Here is a 16,266-nt window from a genome sequence, read left to right as displayed (position 1 = left end):
AGCCGCCCGGTCGGTGGTTGTGCGGAGAACTTCCATCGGCCCGACAGCGGGGTGATACGTGACCGTTCGATCCCGCGAACCGCTCAAAGCCGACACCCACCCAGGTGCGGCGCAGCCGTCCGGCATGATGAAGCTGCTTGGCAATGGCATCGTCACCGGCGCTGCCGATGACGATCCGTCGGCCATCGGCACCTATGCCAGCGCCGGTGCAAAATTCGGTCTTGGCTTCCTCTGGATTGCTCCGCTGCTGCTGCAGATGATGTATGTGGTGGTCTACCTCTCGGCCAAGATCGGGCAGGTCTACGGCAAGGGTCTGTTCGCCTGCATCCGCGATCGATTTCCAGGATGGGTGCTGGCGCCGATGGTCATTCTCGCCGTCACCGGCAACATCATCGAGGCTGCGGCCGATCTGGGCGGGATAGGCGCCGCGCTCAACCTGCTCGTCCCGCTGCCGATCCCGGTGCTCGTTGTGGCGACGGCGGCCATCATCTTCGGCATCCAGTATCTGGGCTCCTATTCACTGATCCGCCGGCTGTTCCGGTGGCTGGCGCTGACCCTGTTCGCCTATGTTGCCGCGGCCCTCATGGCGCGGCCAGATCCGATCGAGGTGCTGCGCCCGACGTTCCTGCCGCGCATCCAGTGGAACGCCGAATTTCTCTCGCTCGTGGTGGCGTGCATAGGAACGTCGCTGTCGGCCTATGTCTACACATGGCAATCGAATCAGGAGGTCGAGGAGCAGATCGCCGTCGGGCGTCGCCGGCTCTGGCAGCGCAAGGGCGCAACGCGGCAGGAAATGAAGCAGACCAGCCGTGACGTGCTGATCGGCATGATCTTCTCGAACGTCATCCTCTATTTCATCATCCTGGCCACCGGGATCACCTTGCATCCCGCGGGGCGCACGGAGATCGAGACCGCCGCCGACGCCGCCGCGGCTTTGGCTCCCCTCGCGGGAGACGGGGCTACCTATCTGTTCGCCGCGGGCGTCATCGGCGTCGGCTTCCTGGCGGTTCCGGTAATGACCACCGGCGCCGCCTACGACGTGGTCCAGGGGCTTGGCCGGGAGGGCAGCCTCCACGACGAACCTTATGCAAACCATTTGTTCTACGGCATCATCGCCGTCGTGACCGTCGTCGCCGTCGGCATGAACTTCCTCGGTTTCAATCCGATGCGTGCGCTGATCTGGTCGGGCATCGTCCAGGGCTTCTCGGTCCCTCCGCTACTGTTGCTGATGATGTTGCTCACCAACAGCCGTGCAGTCGTTGGGGCGCGCACCAACGGCCGCTGGACCAACCTGCTCGGTTGGCTGACCACCGGGGTAACCTTTCTCTGTACGATGACGCTGGTGATCAGCTGGTTCCTCTGATCGCCGGCGCTCCGCCGCCCGGTCGACGTGGCGATGCGACGAACCGAAGACAGGCATGTCCCAGGTGAATGCGCTGCGGCCTGGCCGGTATCAGGATCGGCGCGACCATTCCTCGGAGACAAGCAGATGGCCAAGCTGAGTGCGATCAAGAAAAACGAGAAGCGCCGCAAGCTCGTGGCGAAATATGCCGGCAAATATGCGCGCCTGAAGGCGATCGCCAACGACGAAGGCAGGGACGACACAGAACGGCTGGTCGCACGGCTAAAAATGGCGGAAATTCCCCGTAACGGCAATCCGACGCGCGTTCGTAACCGCTGTGCCATCACTGGCCGGCCGCGCGCCTATTACCGCAAATTCGGACTCGCCCGCATCATGCTGCGCGACCTTGCGGTGCGTGGGCAGATTCCGGGCGTACGCAAGTCGAGCTGGTAACCGGGTAGCCGTCGTGCCGAAAACATCACGATGGGACCCTGGCGCCCCCTTGCCCCGGCGCAGCCCGATCTCGGGATCTCCGCAGCCGGGCCCGAACGAACGGAATTGCGCTCGGTTCGCTGCCGGCGGCGATCGAGGAGTCAGGCCGATGCGCGGCTATTGCGACAATATCGAAAAGCTCACTGTCGAGAACGACGCCTTCCGTCGAGTGCTCTATACCGGCCAGCATCTCCAGCTCGTTCTGATGACGCTGCAGCCCGGCGAGGAAATCGGCGAGGAAGTCCATGACGATCGCGATCAGTTCTTCCGGATCGAAGAAGGCTCGGGCGAAGTGCGAATCGACGGCGTCGCCAATCCGGTCAAGGACGACTTCGCCGTCATCGTGCCGGCCGGCGCGCGGCACAATGTCGTGAACAGCGGCGATGCTCCGCTGCGCTTCTATACGCTCTACGGCCCGCCGGAGCATCGCGACGGCGTCGTGCAAATCGACAAGGCGCAGGCCCAGGCCGAACATGATACCGACCACTGGGACGGCCGAACCACCGAATGATCCGGCCGGGTCTGACGGACGTCAGACCACCGAAGCGCGCAACGTCTCTGGTTCCGGGGTGCAGTCGCGGCCGCCGACCAGCTCCTCGGCGAACCAGGCGCAGGTCGCGGCTAGCCCCACTTCGAGCGAAACGCGCGGGCGCCAGTCGAGCTGTGCCTCCGCCCGGCTGATGTCGGGCCTGCGGCGGCGCGGATCATCGATTGGAAGTGGCTTGTAGACGACCTTGGCATCAGTCCCCGTCATGGCGAGCACATGACCGAGCAGATCGTTCACGGTGATCTCGACGGGATTGCCCAGATTGACGGGCTCGTTTCGCTCGGGATCGCTTTCCATCAGCGCTATCAGCCCCGCGACCAGATCGGACACGTAACAGAAGCTGCGCGTCTGGGTGCCGTCGCCATAGATCGTGATGTTCTTGCCCGATAATGCCTGACAGATGAGGTTCGACACAACGCGTCCGTCATCCGGATGCATCTGCGGACCATAGGTGTTGAAGATCCGCGCCACGCGGACCTCGGCGCGGCCCATGCGAGCGAAGTCGAACGCCATGGCTTCGGCGGCCCGCTTGCCCTCGTCGTAGCAGGCGCGCGGGCCGGTGCAGTTGACCCAGCCCCGATAATCCTCGCGCTGCGGATGCGCCTCCGGGTCGCCATAGACCTCGCTGGTCGAGCTGAGCAGAAAGCGCGCACCGGCGCGCTCGGCCAGGCGCAGCAGGTGATCGGTGCCGACGACGTTGGTCAGCATCGTATGCTCCGGATCCGCCTGATATTGCGGCGGTGACGCGGCGCAGGCGAGATTGTAGATGCGGTCGATGCGGCTGGTCTTCTCAAGGATATCGAGCGGCAGCGGATTCACGATATCCGCCTCGACGAAGCTGAACTCCGCATAGCGTTCCAGCCGACGTAGGTTGACCGGCCGCGAGGTTTGCAGATTGTCGAGGCAGATGACGGTCGCGCCGCGGTCGAGCAGCGCCTGGCACAGATGTGAACCGATAAATCCCGCTCCGCCGGCGACAAGGGTGATGGGTCCGGATCGGTCGGTCATACGCCACTCCTCAACGTTTCTTTTCGATTGCGGTTCTGCACGAAGGGCACCGCGCCGACGGCAAGCGCCGCTTCGGCGAAGTAGCTCTCCAGCTCGGCCGCGCGGTGACTCGATGTATGCGCTCTAAGCACGCGCGCGCGGCCCGCCCGGCCAAGCGCGAGGTGCTCCCGGGCCAGTTCCCGGATCACCCGATCGCTGCGCTCGGCGAGGATGATCTCGTGGTCCGGGTCGAACAGGCTTCCTATTCCCGGCCACACATCGGAGATGATCGGCGTGGCGGTCGCCGCCGCTTCGAACAGCCTCACCGATGGAGACCAACCGGCCTTGATCATATCCGCGCGGGTGACGTTCAGGGTGAAGCGTGAGGCGTTATAGAAGGCCGCATGCTCGGCGGGGGGCACATGATCGATCCGCTCGACATTGGCCGGCCAGTCGATGTCTTCCGGATATTTTGGCCCCGCAACCACGAAGCGCATCGACGGCAGGGCGCGGGCCGGCTCGATCAGAAGATGCTCGAGGGTCGGCTGCCGATCCGGACTATAGGTGCCGAGATAGGACAGGTCCCAGCGCTTGGCTATATCCAGAACGCGATAGAGGTCGGGATCTACCGAACAATAGAGCGCGCGTGCGGCAGGCGAGCCATAGCGGGTCTCGATCAGGTCGAGCGTCGGCCCGCCGGTAAAGGACAGATAGATATCATAGGCGCGGATCAGGTCGGGCGTCAGATAATCATGCTCGCCCCTCTCCAGCTTGGCGAGCGTGAGCGGGGTGTCGATATCATAGAAGGCGGTGACGTGCTCGGCGACATCCAGAACGAAACGGCCGACCTGTACGCCATCGGGAACATAGGAGCCGACGATCACCGCATCCGCCGCCGCGATCTCCGCGCTCCAGCGGCGCAGATCGTTGAGGTCCGAATAAAAGGCCAGCCTGCAATAACCGGGGTCTGGCAGGTCGCGATGCTCGGCATACCAGGGAACGTCACGCTCCAGGAACAGGACGTCATGCCCGCGCGCGGCGAAGGCGGATAGCAGCGCCCGATAGGTCGTCGCGTGGCCGTTCCCCCAGGATGAAGACAGGCTGAGCCCGAGCACCACGAGACGCATCGGGGCGCTCATGCCGCCACCCGCTGGTGCGCACGCCGTTCGCGAAACGCCTGATCGACGACCGCGCCGCGCAGCTCATAGGTATGTTCGGTCAGCACCCTGGCGAGTGCGGCGCCACCGATCGTGCGAGCGCGTTCCGCGGTAAGCCCGTCGAGCAGTTCGGCGACGTCCTGCCCGTCGCGCGCGACGAGCACTTCTTCGTCGGGCCGCAGGAACATCTCGATGCCTTCCCACGCGTCGGTGATCAGGCAGGCGCCCGCGCCGGCGGCCTCGAACACGCGTGTCGCGGGCGAGAAACCTACCGCCGCCATGCTGTCGCGAGCAACGTTGAGAACGGCCAGCGGCGTGCAATTGAACGCATTATGCTCGGCCGTATAGACATGCCCGCGATGACGCACGTTCGCTGGCAGCGAACCGCTCTCCCAACCATTGCCCCCAATCAGGAAGCCACGGTCCGGCAGCAGTCGGGCCGGTGTCGTGAAGAACTCCTCGACCCTCGCCTCCCGGTCGGGAAGCCGGTTGCCGAGGAAGGCGAGATCGCAGGCGAAGCGCGAGTCGGGCGCGACCGGAAAGTGAGTCTCGGGATCGAGCGCATTATAGATCGGCAGGCAGATATCGGCGCCGAAGCCGCGATAGGCGTCGACCACCGGCGGCCCGCCGCCATAGGTCAGCACCATATCGAGCGACGGCAGCGCCCGCAGCACGGGATGCCCGGCATCGGCGCGCATCTCATCCAGCGTGGCGGCGGCATCGACATCCCAGAATATCCGCAGTGCATCGGGCCGGCTGCGCGCGACGATGCCGTCGAGCAGTTCCGCATCGAACACCCCTACCCCGTTCGCCTTGATGACGATGTCCGCATCGCCGGCTTCGGCGAGGACGCTGTTCAAGCCGTTCGTCGTCGCCGGATAGACGACCGAGCGTATCCATTCAGGGGGATCGATGTCGCGATGCTGTTGCCGATCGAAGGCATCGGGCTCGTAGAAGCTGATATCGTATCCGCGGTCCGCCAGCGCCTTGAGGATACCCCGATAATATGTCGCTGCGCCATTCCAGTAGGACGAAAGCAGGCTCGATCCGTAAAAGGCGATCTTCATCCGACGCTCCTCGCTGCCGTTGGCTCCGAAAGCTCCGCGACGATCGCGAGCAGTTCGTCGACCCGGTGCGCGCAGCTATGCCGCGTCCGGATCGTCTCGAGGCCGTGCTCGACCAGCGATCGGCGCAAATCCGGATCGCCGGTGATCGCCCGGAGATGCGCGGTCATCTCATCGCCGTCGTTTGCGACGAGATAGTCGGTCCCCGGCCGGAACAGTCCTTCCGCATCATCCCACGGCGCCGACGCGAGCGGGATGCCGCAGGCGAGCGCCTCGAACACGCGGATCGTGGGAATGCCGGGCAGCCGCGTCGCATAATAACGCCGGGGAACATGGACGGTCGCCAGGTGGCGCGCGAACAGCGCGGGCGCCGAAGCATTGGCAACCCAGCCATGATAGCGGGCGCCGTGTCGCTTGAGCGTCTTCAGCGCCGAAGCCGGATAGCGGACACCATAGATGTCGAGCGGCAATGCCGCCGCCTGCGCCGGCCCGAACAAATAGGTCGCAAGCTCCGTCGAGCGTTCGTCGTCGCCCCAATTCCCGATCCAGACGAGCCCCGTTCGCTCGCCCTCCATGCGAGGCGGTTGAAACACACGGGTATCGGCCGCCTCGTGCCAGGTCCACACGCGACCGCCCCACCCCCAGTCACGATAGACTTGGGACAGCGTCTCACCAAAGGCGAGCACACCGTCATAACCCGAAAGGTCGAAGGTCTTGATCGCCTGTGGATCGCTGACCGCGCGATGATGGGTGTCGTGGAACAACAGGGTGAAATGGCCGCCGTGCTTGCGCGCTTCGCCGATCTCCGCGACCAGCTTGGGATCATTCCATTCATGGACGATGACAAGGTCAGCGCCCTCCAGCAGCGAATCGACGGGCGCGCCGGCCGCGTAACTGCGAGTACGCAATTCCGGATAGGCGGCGATGAACGGCTCAAGCCCCGCCTTCCCGTTGTCGGCGAGCAGATTAGCGAGACTCCAGTTGCCCTTCTGTTCGAGAGCGATCGTCTTGTGCCCACGCTCCTGCAACTCGCATAATATGCCGCGCAGGAAATGCGCGTTGCCGTGGTTCCAACACGACAACAGCGAATGGGTGAAATAGGTGACCTTCATGCAGCGGCCCTTCCGGCGGGGGCGAATGCCTCAGCCTGGCCGAGCAGCGATTGATAGGCCTTCAACACGCCACGGACCATGTTCTCGACCGAGAAGCACCGCGCACGCTCGCGGCTCTCGCGACCACAGGCCAGCCGCAGCGCGAAGTTTCCGATCAATCGCTCGATAGCGTCAGCAAAACCGCGATCGTCGCGGGGGTCGACGAAGGTGGCGCTACCGTCCCATAATTCTCGAAACGTCGGCATGTCCGCCAGCACCAGCGCGCAACCGGCGGCGGCGGCCTCAAGCACGGCGAGACCGAAGGGTTCGTAAATGGCGGCCGAAGCGAAAACCGGCTGCGCCGCCAGCAGGCGCGTCAGTTCGGTCTCCCCTATCTGACCCAGACAGGCGAGATTGGCGAAGTCCATCTGATCGCCTTGCGGGCTTTTGCAGGCGCCGGCCGCCTTGAATGGAATGGCTAGCCGAGCGGCGGCGCGATCGAGTGTGACGACATTCTTCCCACTGTCCCACAGTCGTCCCGCAGTGAAGGCGAAGTCGTGGATCGCCCCTCGTTCGTGGGTCAGCGGCGTACGACCATTGGGTATGACATGGGGCGGCTGGACGAGTTGGTGGTGTCGCTGGGTCGCTCTCGCAAAGGCCTTTGAGGGGGTGACGACGAGACCCGCGCGATGCAGCCCCTGTGCATGTAGCCTGTCACGCCAGGCGAAGTCGGCCGGCAATCCGTCCACACCCGCGGCATCCCACCAGGTGCCGAGGCAACTATGCGCTACCGCGAGCACCGGCATGGTGAAATCCGCCTCGGCAGCGAGCGCGGGCATGTTGAGATGGACGAGATCGGCATTCCGCGCACGCGCCAGATCGCTGATCAGCTGCCCGGATCTGCGCACGGCGGCGGCATCAGCCGCCATCCAGTCGAGATCGGCGCCGGTATCGATCAGTTCAACGCCGTCGATGGCCGATACAACCGCAATCTGCTCCTGATTCGGCGAAGGGCCCAGCAGCGCCAGATCGACATCCAGACCAACGCTGGTCAGGCCTCGCGCAAGGTCCGTGGCATAGGACCAGACGCCGCCGACCGCATCGGCGGTCATCAGGACGCGGAAGGTTTTCACAGCGCGCTGGCCGCCGCACGCACAGGCATCGCGCCCGGCCAGGCGATCATCCTTTCGGCCGCGAGCCAGCGGGCGAGACGCTCGACGCCCGTCTTCCAGCCGACATTGGGCGCGACGCCGAGCTCGGCCTGCAGCATGAGCGTATCGGCGACGAAATAGCGCTGATCGCCAGCACGCCAATCGGCAAACTCGACCGCGATCTCCCGCCCCAGCAGATTGCCGACATGATCGAGAAGACGCCGCAGGCTGACGGCGTTGGCCGGACCGCCTCCGAGATTATAAGCGCGGCCGCGAATGTCATCGATATGGCTCCAGGCTGCGAGATAGGCGGTGACCGCATCGGAAACCTCGAGGATGTCACGCACCTGATGACCGTCGCCATACAGGGTGATCGGTTCGCCCTGCAGCGCCCGGATCAGGAAATGGGCGACCCAGCCCTGATCCTCAGTGCCCATTTGGCGCGGACCGTAGATACAGCTCATGCGCAGCACGGCGGCGCGCAGGCCGAAGCTGCGCGCGTAATCGAGCACATACTGGTCGGCGGCGCCCTTGGAGCAACCATAGGGCGTATGGAAATCGAGCGGCTGATCCTCGCTGATCCCGTGCCGCCGCGCGAAATCATCCTGAGGATGATAGCCGTCGTCATCCAGGGAGAGATGCACCCCGCGCAGATCGCCATATACCTTGTTGGTCGAAGCGAAGATGAGCGGGGTTTCCGGTGCCTCGTTGCGGATCGCATCGAGCAGATTGAGCGTCCCGCGCATATTGATCTCGAAATCCTCGCGGGGATCCACGAGGCTGGTCGTGACCGCGACCTGTGCCGCCATGTGGAATATTGCCTTCGCGTCGATAACCGCATCGCGCAGCCGGTCCTCATCCCGAATATCGGCGATGAGGACGGCGATCCTGCCCGGGTGCCGCTTCTGGAGCCAGGACAGGTTGGTTTCCACGCCAGCACGAGCCAGCGCATCGTAGATCACGACGTCATGGCCGCTACTCGCCAGCCGATCGGCGATATTCGATCCGATGAAACCGGCGCCACCGGTGATCAACACCGGGCGCGGATCGAGGCGGCGATCAGGCGCGTTCATGCCACCAGCCCCCGCGCTTCGAGCTCCGCGCGCGCATGCTCGACACGATCGACCGCGCTCTGCTCGGCAACCCATTCGGCGAGTTCGGCGAGACCGTCGCCAAAATTCCGGCGCGCTTCGAAACCAAGATGTTCGGCGGCAAGCGTGGTGTCGCAGAAGCAATGGCGGATATCGCCGATCCGCGCCTTGCCGACGACCTCGGGCGCGATATGGTTCTTGCCCATCGCACGCGCCAGCTCGGTAGCGACTTCGGTCACCGACCGGTCATGACCCGAGCCGATGTTGAAAGTCCCGCCGGCTGCCTGGGGCAGGAACAGCGCGTCGGCAAACGCCCGGGCCACGTCATCGACGTGAACGAAATCGCGTCGTTGACCACCGTCTTCGAATATCATCGGCTGCTGGCCGTTGAGCAGGCGGGACGCGAAGATCGCCAGTACACCAGTATAGGGATTGGAAAGCGCCTGGCCCGGCCCATAGACGTTGAACAGCCGAAGGCAGACGCCTTCGATCCCGTACGGTTTGCTCATGATATGCGTGGTGCGCTCCTGCACATACTTGTTCAGCGCATAGATCGAGGCGAGTTGAGGGCGCTTCCATTCGGGCGTCGCCAGCGGCGCCAGCGGCCGGCCTTGCACATCGAGGGGTTCCCAATTCTGCTGACCGTCGCGCAGCGTCCGCCGCTCCGCATCTTCGACCAGCGCGCCGTCGGCGTCGCGGTACAGCCCTTCGCCATAGATGCTCATCGATGAAGCCGTGACGACGCGGCGGACGGGATTATCGATCAATCGCTCGAACAGTACGGCTGTGCCGACATCGTTGGCGGAGGTGTAGCGCTCCACCTCATACATCGACTGACCTACCCCGACCTCGGCGGCCAGGTGAACGACGCTATCGGCCCCGTCCAGCACGCGGGCCATCAGATCGCCATCGCGGACGTCGCCGCGAATGAACTCTACATCGGCTGGCAGGGCGTGTCGGGGGTCGACGCCGTGAACCTGATCGATCAGGCTGTCCACCACGCGGACGGCGTGTCCGCGGGCAAGCAATTCCCGTGTCACGGATCGGCCGATGAAGCCCGCGCCGCCAGTGATGAGGATGGTTTCCAACACGCGCTCCTTCGTCATAACTATTAATTAAAGATGCGTTATGTCTAATTTATGTTAGTAAAGATTAGGAACTATTCTATGTTAAACGGGTTTTATATCATATATTAGCGAACTGTCGCCACTTCTCAGGCTAAATGATGAATATATAGACGAGCTTCTTCATCATCTTGTTCCGATTAGTAAAATCAATTCATCGTTATTAATGTACAGTTCATCGACCGATCGAGATTTATCTGCAACTTAGGCGCCGATTGTGCTTTGAGCTTCTATGTTGATGAACCCGCAATGATCCGATGAATCAGACATTCTTCCTTGCCCGTCACGGAAAGCATGGCGATTTGGGGCAAAGACTCTCGGGTCGCTCCCCGATGGCGCTTTGCCCATCCGGGCGCGATCAGGCAGCCGCCCTGGGCAGGCTTTGCCATAGGCGCGGCGTCAGCGCTGTTCATAGCAGCCCATGCCCCCGGGCACGCGAGACGGCGGATATCGTCGCGACCTTAATAGGCCTCGAAACCCGGATCGCCGACGCGCTGGACGAGATTGATTTCGGTTATTGGGCAGGACGCCGTTTCGATGAGCTCGCCGACGATCCGCTATGGCAGGACTGGAATGCACGGCGATCGGCAGCAGCCACCCCCGGCGGCGAGACTATGGCTCACGCCGCCGCTCGGATCACATCCTATCTCGATGCGCTGGCCGCTTCCGGGGCAAGCCACGTGCTGCTCGTCAGTCACGCCGATATCATCAAAGGTGCGGTCGCCCATTATCTCGGCCTCTCGCTCGATAGCCTTCAGCGTTTCGCGATCGATCCCGCTTCGCTGACGACGCTCGCGTTCGATGCGGAGAGCGTCCAGTTGCTGGGCCTCAACGAGACCGTCCAATGAACCGGCCTATGTCTCCCACGGAGTTGCGCGAGAACATCGCCGCGCTCGGCCCGTGGTTTCACAATATCGATGTGCGCGGCATATGGACCGCCCCCGATCATTTCCTCGGCGATTATCCGGGCGATAAGTTCCGGCGCTTTGCCACCGCCCTGCCTGACGATCTGCACGGCAAGACCGTGCTCGATATCGGCTGCAATGCGGGCTTCTATTCGATGGAGATGAAGCGTCGCGGCGCTGCCTATGTGCTCGGCATCGATTCCGACGATCATTATCTGCGTCAGGCCGAGTTTGTCGCGGAGGCGCTTGGCTATAGCGATATCGAGTTCGGGAAGCTCTCGGTCTACGACATCGCTACGCTGGGTCGCCGCTTCGATCTCGTGATCTTCATGGGGGTCTTCTATCACCTCAGACACCCGCTGCTCGCGCTCGACCTGATCCGGGAGCATGTCGCGGATGACCTGCTGGTCTTTCAGTCGCTTACGCGCGGATCGGCCCAGGTGGCGGCGGTAAAGGACGATTACGACTTCAACGAACCGGATGATTTCGACGAACCCGGTTATCCCAAGCTCCATTTTATCGAGCACAAGTTCGCGGATGACTGGACCAACTGGTGGGTGCCGAACCGCGCGGCAAGCGAAGCCATGCTGCGCAGCGCGGGCTTTCGCATCGAGGCAGGGCCGACCGACGAAGTCTATGTCTGTCGTATCGCCGACACCCCCTATGCGGGGTGGGGCCCGAATGCCGGAGCGGTCTATCCCGCCCGAGGGAGCCGAAAATGATCGAAGCCGCGATGATTTGGAACGAGCCCAACAACAAATCCCACTGGGATCTCGAAATCGATCCCGAATGGGCGCGCTACGCCGAATGCGTGCGCCGCGCCGGCGCGGCGATTGAGCAGGCCAATCCAGCTGTGCTGCGCGTGCTCGGCGGCATGTCGCCGATCGACCCGGCCTGGGTCGAGAGGATGCAGGCTTATGGCGCGCTCGATGCGGTGGATGTCGTCGCAGTACATGGCTTTCCTCTCGACTGGAATCTCTGGCCGATCCATGCCTGGCCCGACAAGATCGCCGAAATCGAAGCGGTCACCGACAAGCCGGTCTGGGTGACGGAAGTCGGCGTTGGCTCATTCGGCGCCGAAGAGGTGCAGCAATTCGGTGTAGACCGGACCGCTGAATTGTTGATCGGCCGGGTGTCGCGGATCTTCTGGTACAGCCTGTTCGATCTGCCGCAGAGCTGGGGCGCGACGACCCGGCACCGCGAAGCGGAGGGATCGAGCTACTACCGTCATTTCTACATGGGACTGATCCGCGAGGACGGCACGCCCAAGCTCGCGCTCGAGCATTTCGCGCGCCACGCGGACCGCATGGGGCTGATGCAATGGTTCCATTTCGAGGATCCACGGCTCGATGAGGCCGTGGCCTGGATGAAGCGGCTCGGGGTTCGCCATCTGCGCACCGGCCTGAGCTGGGCGGACCGTTTCAGGCCCGATGCCCTCGGCTGGTTCGACCGACAGATGGAGGCGATCGAGGCGTTCGACGTCACCCTGACCTTCTGCTTCACGCCCGAGCATCTGGGGGTCGTTCCCCATCACACGAGCGCGCCGGTCGACTGTCAGGGTTTCGCCGATTTCTGCGCGGAGATGATCGAGCGCTACGCTCCGGTCCAGATTCCCGCTGCGCTGACGGCCTGAGGAGAGACGGCATGCTTGCTCCCGCCCCGCAACCAATAAACCTTGCGATCGTCGGAGTGGGCAATTGCGCCAGCTCGCTTGTCCAGGGGCTGGCGCATTATGCCGACGGAAGGAATGATCTGACCGGCCTGCGCCACTGGGAGATCGGCGGCTACAGACCAACGGACATCCGTGTCGCCGCCGCATGGGACATCGACAGCCGCAAGGTCGGCCGCGACGTCGCCGAAGCAATCTTTGCTATGCCGAACTGCACCGCCACATTCTGCGCGGACGTACCGCTCAGCGGCGTGAAGGTGGAGATGGGGCGTATACTCGATGGGGTGGCCGATCATATGGCTGACCAGCCCGCCGATCGCACCTTCATGGTCTCAGGCGCCGGACAGCCCGATCATGACGAGGTGGTCGCGCGGCTGCGCGCGGCCGCGGTAGATGTCCTCATCAACTATCTCCCCGTCGGATCGCGCGAGGCGACGGAATTCTACGCCGAATGCGCGCTCGCGGCGGGGGTCGCGTTCGTCAATGCGATCCCGGTCTTCATCGCCAGCGATCCAGCGTGGGCTGCGCGCTTCATGGAAGCAGGCATCCCGATCATCGGCGACGACATCAAGGCACAGATGGGCGCGACGATCGTCCATCGCGTGCTGACCGATCTATTCGCCAAGCGCGGTGTGAAGCTGGATCGCACCTACCAGCTCAACACCGGAGGAAACACGGATTTCCTCAACATGTCGAACCGCTCCCGTCTCACCTCGAAGAAAATTTCCAAGACCGAAGCGGTCCAGTCGGTTGCCGAGCAACGGCTGGAAGACGAGAACATCCACATCGGCCCCTCGGATTATGTCGCCTGGCAGAATGACAACAAGGTGTGCTTCCTCCGGATGGAAGGGCAGTTGTTCGGCGGCGTACCCATGAACCTCGAGCTGAGGCTATCGGTCGAGGACAGCCCGAACTCGGCGGGGGTCGCCATCGACATGATCCGCTGCGCCAAGCTTGCCAGCGACAGGGGCCTCGCCGGCCCGGTCGATCCCGCCGCCGCCTTCTTCTGCAAACACCCCCCGCGCCAGATGACCGACGATGTCGCCCATGCGGCGCTGGAGGCGTTCCTGACCAGCGCCGCGATCAACCGGCCGGCTTGAGATGGCTCGACAAATGTTTGTTCATCTCGAACATCGTCGCCTCCTTCTTCCCAAAGACCTTGGCGAGCTTGTCGTCGGCCTTGATGTTTCGGCCGCCCTTCGGATCCTGAAGCTTGTTCTTCTTGATATAGTCCCACACCGCGCTCACCACATTCGCGCGTGTCAGCGGCTTGTCGCCGACGATCTCGCCAAGTTCCTTCGACGGCTGAACCGGCCGGTGCAGTCCGTCGGCCTTCGCGTTCTTGCCTTTCGTCGTCGCCATGACCAATTTCCTTTCTTTCCACGGTGGAGCGGCACAAACGCCTCGCTTCGCGTTCCGGTCCCTCGCCTGCCTCATTCGAGTCACCCGAAATGACGCGCACCATGATGGCGGCGGTGGTCACTGCGCCCGGCCGGGTTCAGATCGAACAGGTCGCCCTGCCCCTGCCGGCGGCCGGGCAGGTCCGCATCAGGATCGAGGGATGCGGCGTCTGCGCATCGAACCTGACGCCCTGGGCCGGGCCCGAATGGATGAAATACCCGCTGGAGCCGGGAGGTCTCGGCCATGAAGGTTGGGGCGTGGTCGATGCGCTGGGAAGCGGCGTGACGGGGCTGCGCATTGGCGATCGCGTCGCCGCCCTGTCTTACGCGAGCTATGCCCAATATGATCTGTGCGACGCCGAAGCGTGCGTACCATTACCCGAAAGCCTGACGAACCAGCCATTTCCTGGGGAACCACTCGGCTGTGCAATGAACATCTTCGAGCGAGCCGACGTTGCTGCCGGACAAACAGTGGCGATCATCGGGATCGGCTTTCTCGGCGCGTTGCTGACCAGGCTTGCAAGCGATGCCGGCGCGCGCGTGATAGCCATCTCGCGCCGGGCTTCATCGCTCGATCTGGCACGGCGTTACGGCGCGGCCGAGACGATCGTCATGGACGACCACCAGGCAATCATCGACCGTGTCGGCGCACTGACCGGAGGCCGCTTTTGCGAACGCGTGATCGAAGCGGTGGGCAAGCAATGGCCGCTTGATCTTGCCGGCGAGCTCACCGCCGAACGCGGCAAGCTGATCGTCGCGGGCTATCATCAGGACGGCCCCCGCCAGGTCAATATGTGGCTGTGGAACTGGCGCGGGATCGACGTGATCAACGCCCATGAACGCGATCCGAAAGTCTATGCCGCCGGCATCAGGGCGGCGGTTGCGGCGGTGGCGGACGGCAGGCTCGATCCCACCCCGCTCTACTCGCACGTCTATCCCCTCGATCGGCTCGACGAGGCCCTCGATGCGACCCGCGACAGGCCCGAAGGCTTCGTCAAAGCGCTGGTAGTGCCATGACCGGTCCTCGGCTTGGTTTCCTCGGGGTCGGCTGGATCGGCCGCAACCGGATGGAGGCGCTTCTGGCAGCAGGGGCACAGGCGGTAGCAATCGCCGACCCCTCCCCTGAAAATCTCGCGGCGGCGCTTCAGGCGGCGCCGTCGGCGACGCCGCTGGCTTCGCTCGAAGCAATGTTGAAGCTCGATCTCGACGGCATCGTGATCGCCACGCCGAGCGCTCTCCACGCCGCCCAGGCCATCGAGGCGCTGAACGCTGGCATGGCGGTGTTCTGCCAGAAACCGCTCGGCCGCAGCGGCGATGAGGTGGACCGCGTGCTGGACGCGGCGCGAAGATCCGACCGCACGATCGGGGTCGACCTTTCCTATCGCAACACTGCGGCAATACAGCCTATCCGCGCCATGATCCGGGCCGGCGAGCTGGGATCGATCTATGGCATCGATCTGACCTTTCACAACGCTTACGGGCCCGACAAAGCCTGGTTCTACGATCCCGCGCTTGCAGGCGGCGGCTGCCTGATGGATCTCGGCATCCATCTTATCGACCTCGCCTTGTGGACACTGGATTTCCCCGCCGTCCGTTCCGCCCGCGGCCGCCTGATGGCTGCCGGCGCCCCGCTCCGCGATCGTACCACGCAGGTCGAGGATTATGTGGTGGCCGAAATCCTGCTGGAAAGCGGCGCGCCGATCCGCATCGCCTGTTCGTGGCGGTTGCCGGCTGGTCGAGAGGCGGTGATTTCCGCCGAGTTCTATGGAACGCAGGGCGGTGCGGCCCTGCAGAACATCAGTGGTTCCTTCTACGACTTCGCCTCATATCGGCACATGGGCACGAGTTCGCAGACGCTTGTCGCTCCACCCGATGATTGGGGCGGACGCGCCGCCGTCGCCTGGGCCGCGCGCCTGGTACGGGATCCCGGCTATGATCGCCAATCGGACAAGCTTCTGACCGTGGCGCGACTGATCGACGATATCTACGCCAGCGCGGAGACCGGAGCCTCGATCGACCTTCTCCAACTAGGGGTTGTGGGGATTTAGGATTCACATTTTTGGGGAGATGTGATTCACACTTTGGATGGAACGCTTCGTACTGACCGACGCCCAGTGGGCAAAGATGGAACCGCATTGTCTGGGTAAGCCGACCGACCCGGGACGAAGCGGGAGGAACAACCGTCTATTTTTGGAGGCAGTGCTATGGATTGTCCGGACGGGCAGTCCATGGCGTGATCTGCCGAC

18 protein-coding genes are annotated in these 16,266 nt (G+C 63.5%); 10 read left to right on the top strand and 8 right to left on the bottom strand.

Annotated elements, in window-relative coordinates; translation table 11 throughout:
• Nucleotides 1-58: 58 nt before the first annotated feature.
• The 3 genes from WP12_RS18165 to WP12_RS18155 all read left to right on the top strand — a co-directional run bounded on the left by WP12_RS18165 (nucleotide 59) and on the right by WP12_RS18155 (nucleotide 2,345).
• The gene (locus WP12_RS18165) at nucleotides 59-1,363 is read left to right on the top strand and encodes an NRAMP family divalent metal transporter (protein WP_235399200.1); all 1,305 of its coding nucleotides are present in this window, start codon (nucleotides 59-61) and stop codon (nucleotides 1,361-1,363) included.
• 126 nt (nucleotides 1,364-1,489) lie between these two features.
• Nucleotides 1,490-1,795 (top strand): 30S ribosomal protein S14, encoded by a 306-nt coding sequence (gene rpsN, locus WP12_RS18160; protein WP_046195104.1) that lies wholly within the window; start codon nucleotides 1,490-1,492, stop codon nucleotides 1,793-1,795.
• Between the two features lie 148 nt (nucleotides 1,796-1,943).
• A complete protein-coding gene (locus tag WP12_RS18155) occupies nucleotides 1,944-2,345 on the top strand; it encodes a cupin domain-containing protein (protein ID WP_046195103.1) in 402 nt (133 codons plus the stop codon).
• Nucleotides 2,346-2,366: 21 nt separating this feature from the next.
• Here the strand turns inward: WP12_RS18155 and WP12_RS18150 are convergent, their stop codons facing one another.
• Genes WP12_RS18150 through WP12_RS18120 form a run of 7 tightly spaced genes read right to left on the bottom strand, consistent with a single transcriptional unit; the run spans nucleotide 2,367 to nucleotide 10,013 of the window.
• The gene (locus WP12_RS18150; protein ID WP_046195102.1) at nucleotides 2,367-3,389 is read right to left on the bottom strand and encodes a UDP-glucuronic acid decarboxylase family protein; all 1,023 of its coding nucleotides are present in this window, start codon (nucleotides 3,387-3,389) and stop codon (nucleotides 2,367-2,369) included.
• The gene (locus tag WP12_RS18145) at nucleotides 3,386-4,507 is read right to left on the bottom strand and encodes a CgeB family protein (protein WP_235399199.1); all 1,122 of its coding nucleotides are present in this window, start codon (nucleotides 4,505-4,507) and stop codon (nucleotides 3,386-3,388) included. Before WP12_RS18145 ends, WP12_RS18150 begins: the two co-directional genes overlap by 4 nt.
• Nucleotides 4,504-5,592, bottom strand: coding sequence for a CgeB family protein (locus WP12_RS18140; protein WP_046195101.1), 1,089 nt, complete (start codon nucleotides 5,590-5,592; stop codon nucleotides 4,504-4,506). Before WP12_RS18140 ends, WP12_RS18145 begins: the two co-directional genes overlap by 4 nt.
• Nucleotides 5,589-6,701, bottom strand: coding sequence for a CgeB family protein (locus WP12_RS18135; protein WP_046195100.1), 1,113 nt, complete (start codon nucleotides 6,699-6,701; stop codon nucleotides 5,589-5,591). Before WP12_RS18135 ends, WP12_RS18140 begins: the two co-directional genes overlap by 4 nt.
• Nucleotides 6,698-7,813, bottom strand: coding sequence for a glycosyltransferase family 4 protein (locus WP12_RS18130; RefSeq protein ID WP_200894551.1), 1,116 nt, complete (start codon nucleotides 7,811-7,813; stop codon nucleotides 6,698-6,700). Before WP12_RS18130 ends, WP12_RS18135 begins: the two co-directional genes overlap by 4 nt.
• Nucleotides 7,810-8,904, bottom strand: coding sequence for an SDR family NAD(P)-dependent oxidoreductase (locus tag WP12_RS18125; protein ID WP_046195099.1), 1,095 nt, complete (start codon nucleotides 8,902-8,904; stop codon nucleotides 7,810-7,812). The genes WP12_RS18130 and WP12_RS18125 overlap by 4 nt, the downstream gene beginning before the upstream one ends.
• Nucleotides 8,901-10,013, bottom strand: a complete 1,113-nt coding sequence (locus WP12_RS18120) for an NAD-dependent epimerase/dehydratase family protein (protein WP_235399198.1) — start codon at nucleotides 10,011-10,013, stop codon at nucleotides 8,901-8,903. Before WP12_RS18120 ends, WP12_RS18125 begins: the two co-directional genes overlap by 4 nt.
• A 290-nt stretch (nucleotides 10,014-10,303) precedes the next feature.
• Between WP12_RS18120 and WP12_RS18115 the strand changes: the two genes are divergently transcribed.
• From WP12_RS18115 to WP12_RS18100, 4 genes are read left to right on the top strand one after another with little or no spacing between them, the layout of a single operon-like run.
• Entirely contained in the window at nucleotides 10,304-10,894 is a 591-nt protein-coding gene (locus WP12_RS18115; RefSeq protein WP_046195097.1) for a histidine phosphatase family protein, read from the top strand.
• Between the two features lie 8 nt (nucleotides 10,895-10,902).
• Nucleotides 10,903-11,673 carry a TIGR04290 family methyltransferase gene (locus WP12_RS18110; RefSeq protein ID WP_046195096.1) on the top strand — a complete coding sequence of 257 codons (771 nt, stop codon included), beginning with the start codon at nucleotides 10,903-10,905 and terminating at the stop codon, nucleotides 11,671-11,673.
• The gene (locus WP12_RS18105; protein ID WP_046195095.1) at nucleotides 11,670-12,584 is read left to right on the top strand and encodes a glycosyl hydrolase; all 915 of its coding nucleotides are present in this window, start codon (nucleotides 11,670-11,672) and stop codon (nucleotides 12,582-12,584) included. Before WP12_RS18110 ends, WP12_RS18105 begins: the two co-directional genes overlap by 4 nt.
• Nucleotides 12,585-12,595: 11 nt before the next feature.
• Nucleotides 12,596-13,720: an inositol-3-phosphate synthase gene (locus WP12_RS18100; RefSeq protein ID WP_046195094.1), complete on the top strand. Its 1,125-nt coding sequence runs from the start codon at nucleotides 12,596-12,598 to the stop codon at nucleotides 13,718-13,720.
• On the opposite strand, the gene WP12_RS18095 is transcribed toward WP12_RS18100, so the two are convergent.
• Nucleotides 13,704-13,982, bottom strand: a complete 279-nt coding sequence (locus WP12_RS18095; RefSeq protein ID WP_046195093.1) for an SWIB/MDM2 domain-containing protein — start codon at nucleotides 13,980-13,982, stop codon at nucleotides 13,704-13,706. The two genes, WP12_RS18100 and WP12_RS18095, sit on opposite strands and share 17 nt — an antisense overlap.
• Before the next feature lie 89 nt (nucleotides 13,983-14,071).
• Here WP12_RS18095 and WP12_RS18090 point away from each other — a divergent pair, with 89 nt between their 5' ends.
• The 3 genes from WP12_RS18090 to WP12_RS24305 form a co-directional block, all read left to right on the top strand.
• Nucleotides 14,072-15,037, top strand: coding sequence for an MDR/zinc-dependent alcohol dehydrogenase-like family protein (locus WP12_RS18090; RefSeq protein ID WP_200894550.1), 966 nt, complete (start codon nucleotides 14,072-14,074; stop codon nucleotides 15,035-15,037).
• On the top strand, nucleotides 15,034-16,068 hold the full coding sequence (locus WP12_RS18085; protein WP_046195092.1) for a Gfo/Idh/MocA family protein: 1,035 nt from the start codon (nucleotides 15,034-15,036) through the stop codon (nucleotides 16,066-16,068). The genes WP12_RS18090 and WP12_RS18085 overlap by 4 nt, the downstream gene beginning before the upstream one ends.
• A 37-nt stretch (nucleotides 16,069-16,105) precedes the next feature.
• Nucleotides 16,106-16,266 (top strand): transposase (locus WP12_RS24305; RefSeq protein ID WP_152663831.1); only part of this gene is annotated, 161 nt, incomplete at its 3' end.

It is taken from the genome of Sphingomonas sp. SRS2, from assembly GCF_000971055.1.
Classification (GTDB): domain Bacteria; phylum Pseudomonadota; class Alphaproteobacteria; order Sphingomonadales; family Sphingomonadaceae; genus Rhizorhabdus.
The sequence above is the reverse complement of the archived record's forward strand: the minus strand, read 5'-3'. Positions and strand labels throughout refer to the sequence as shown.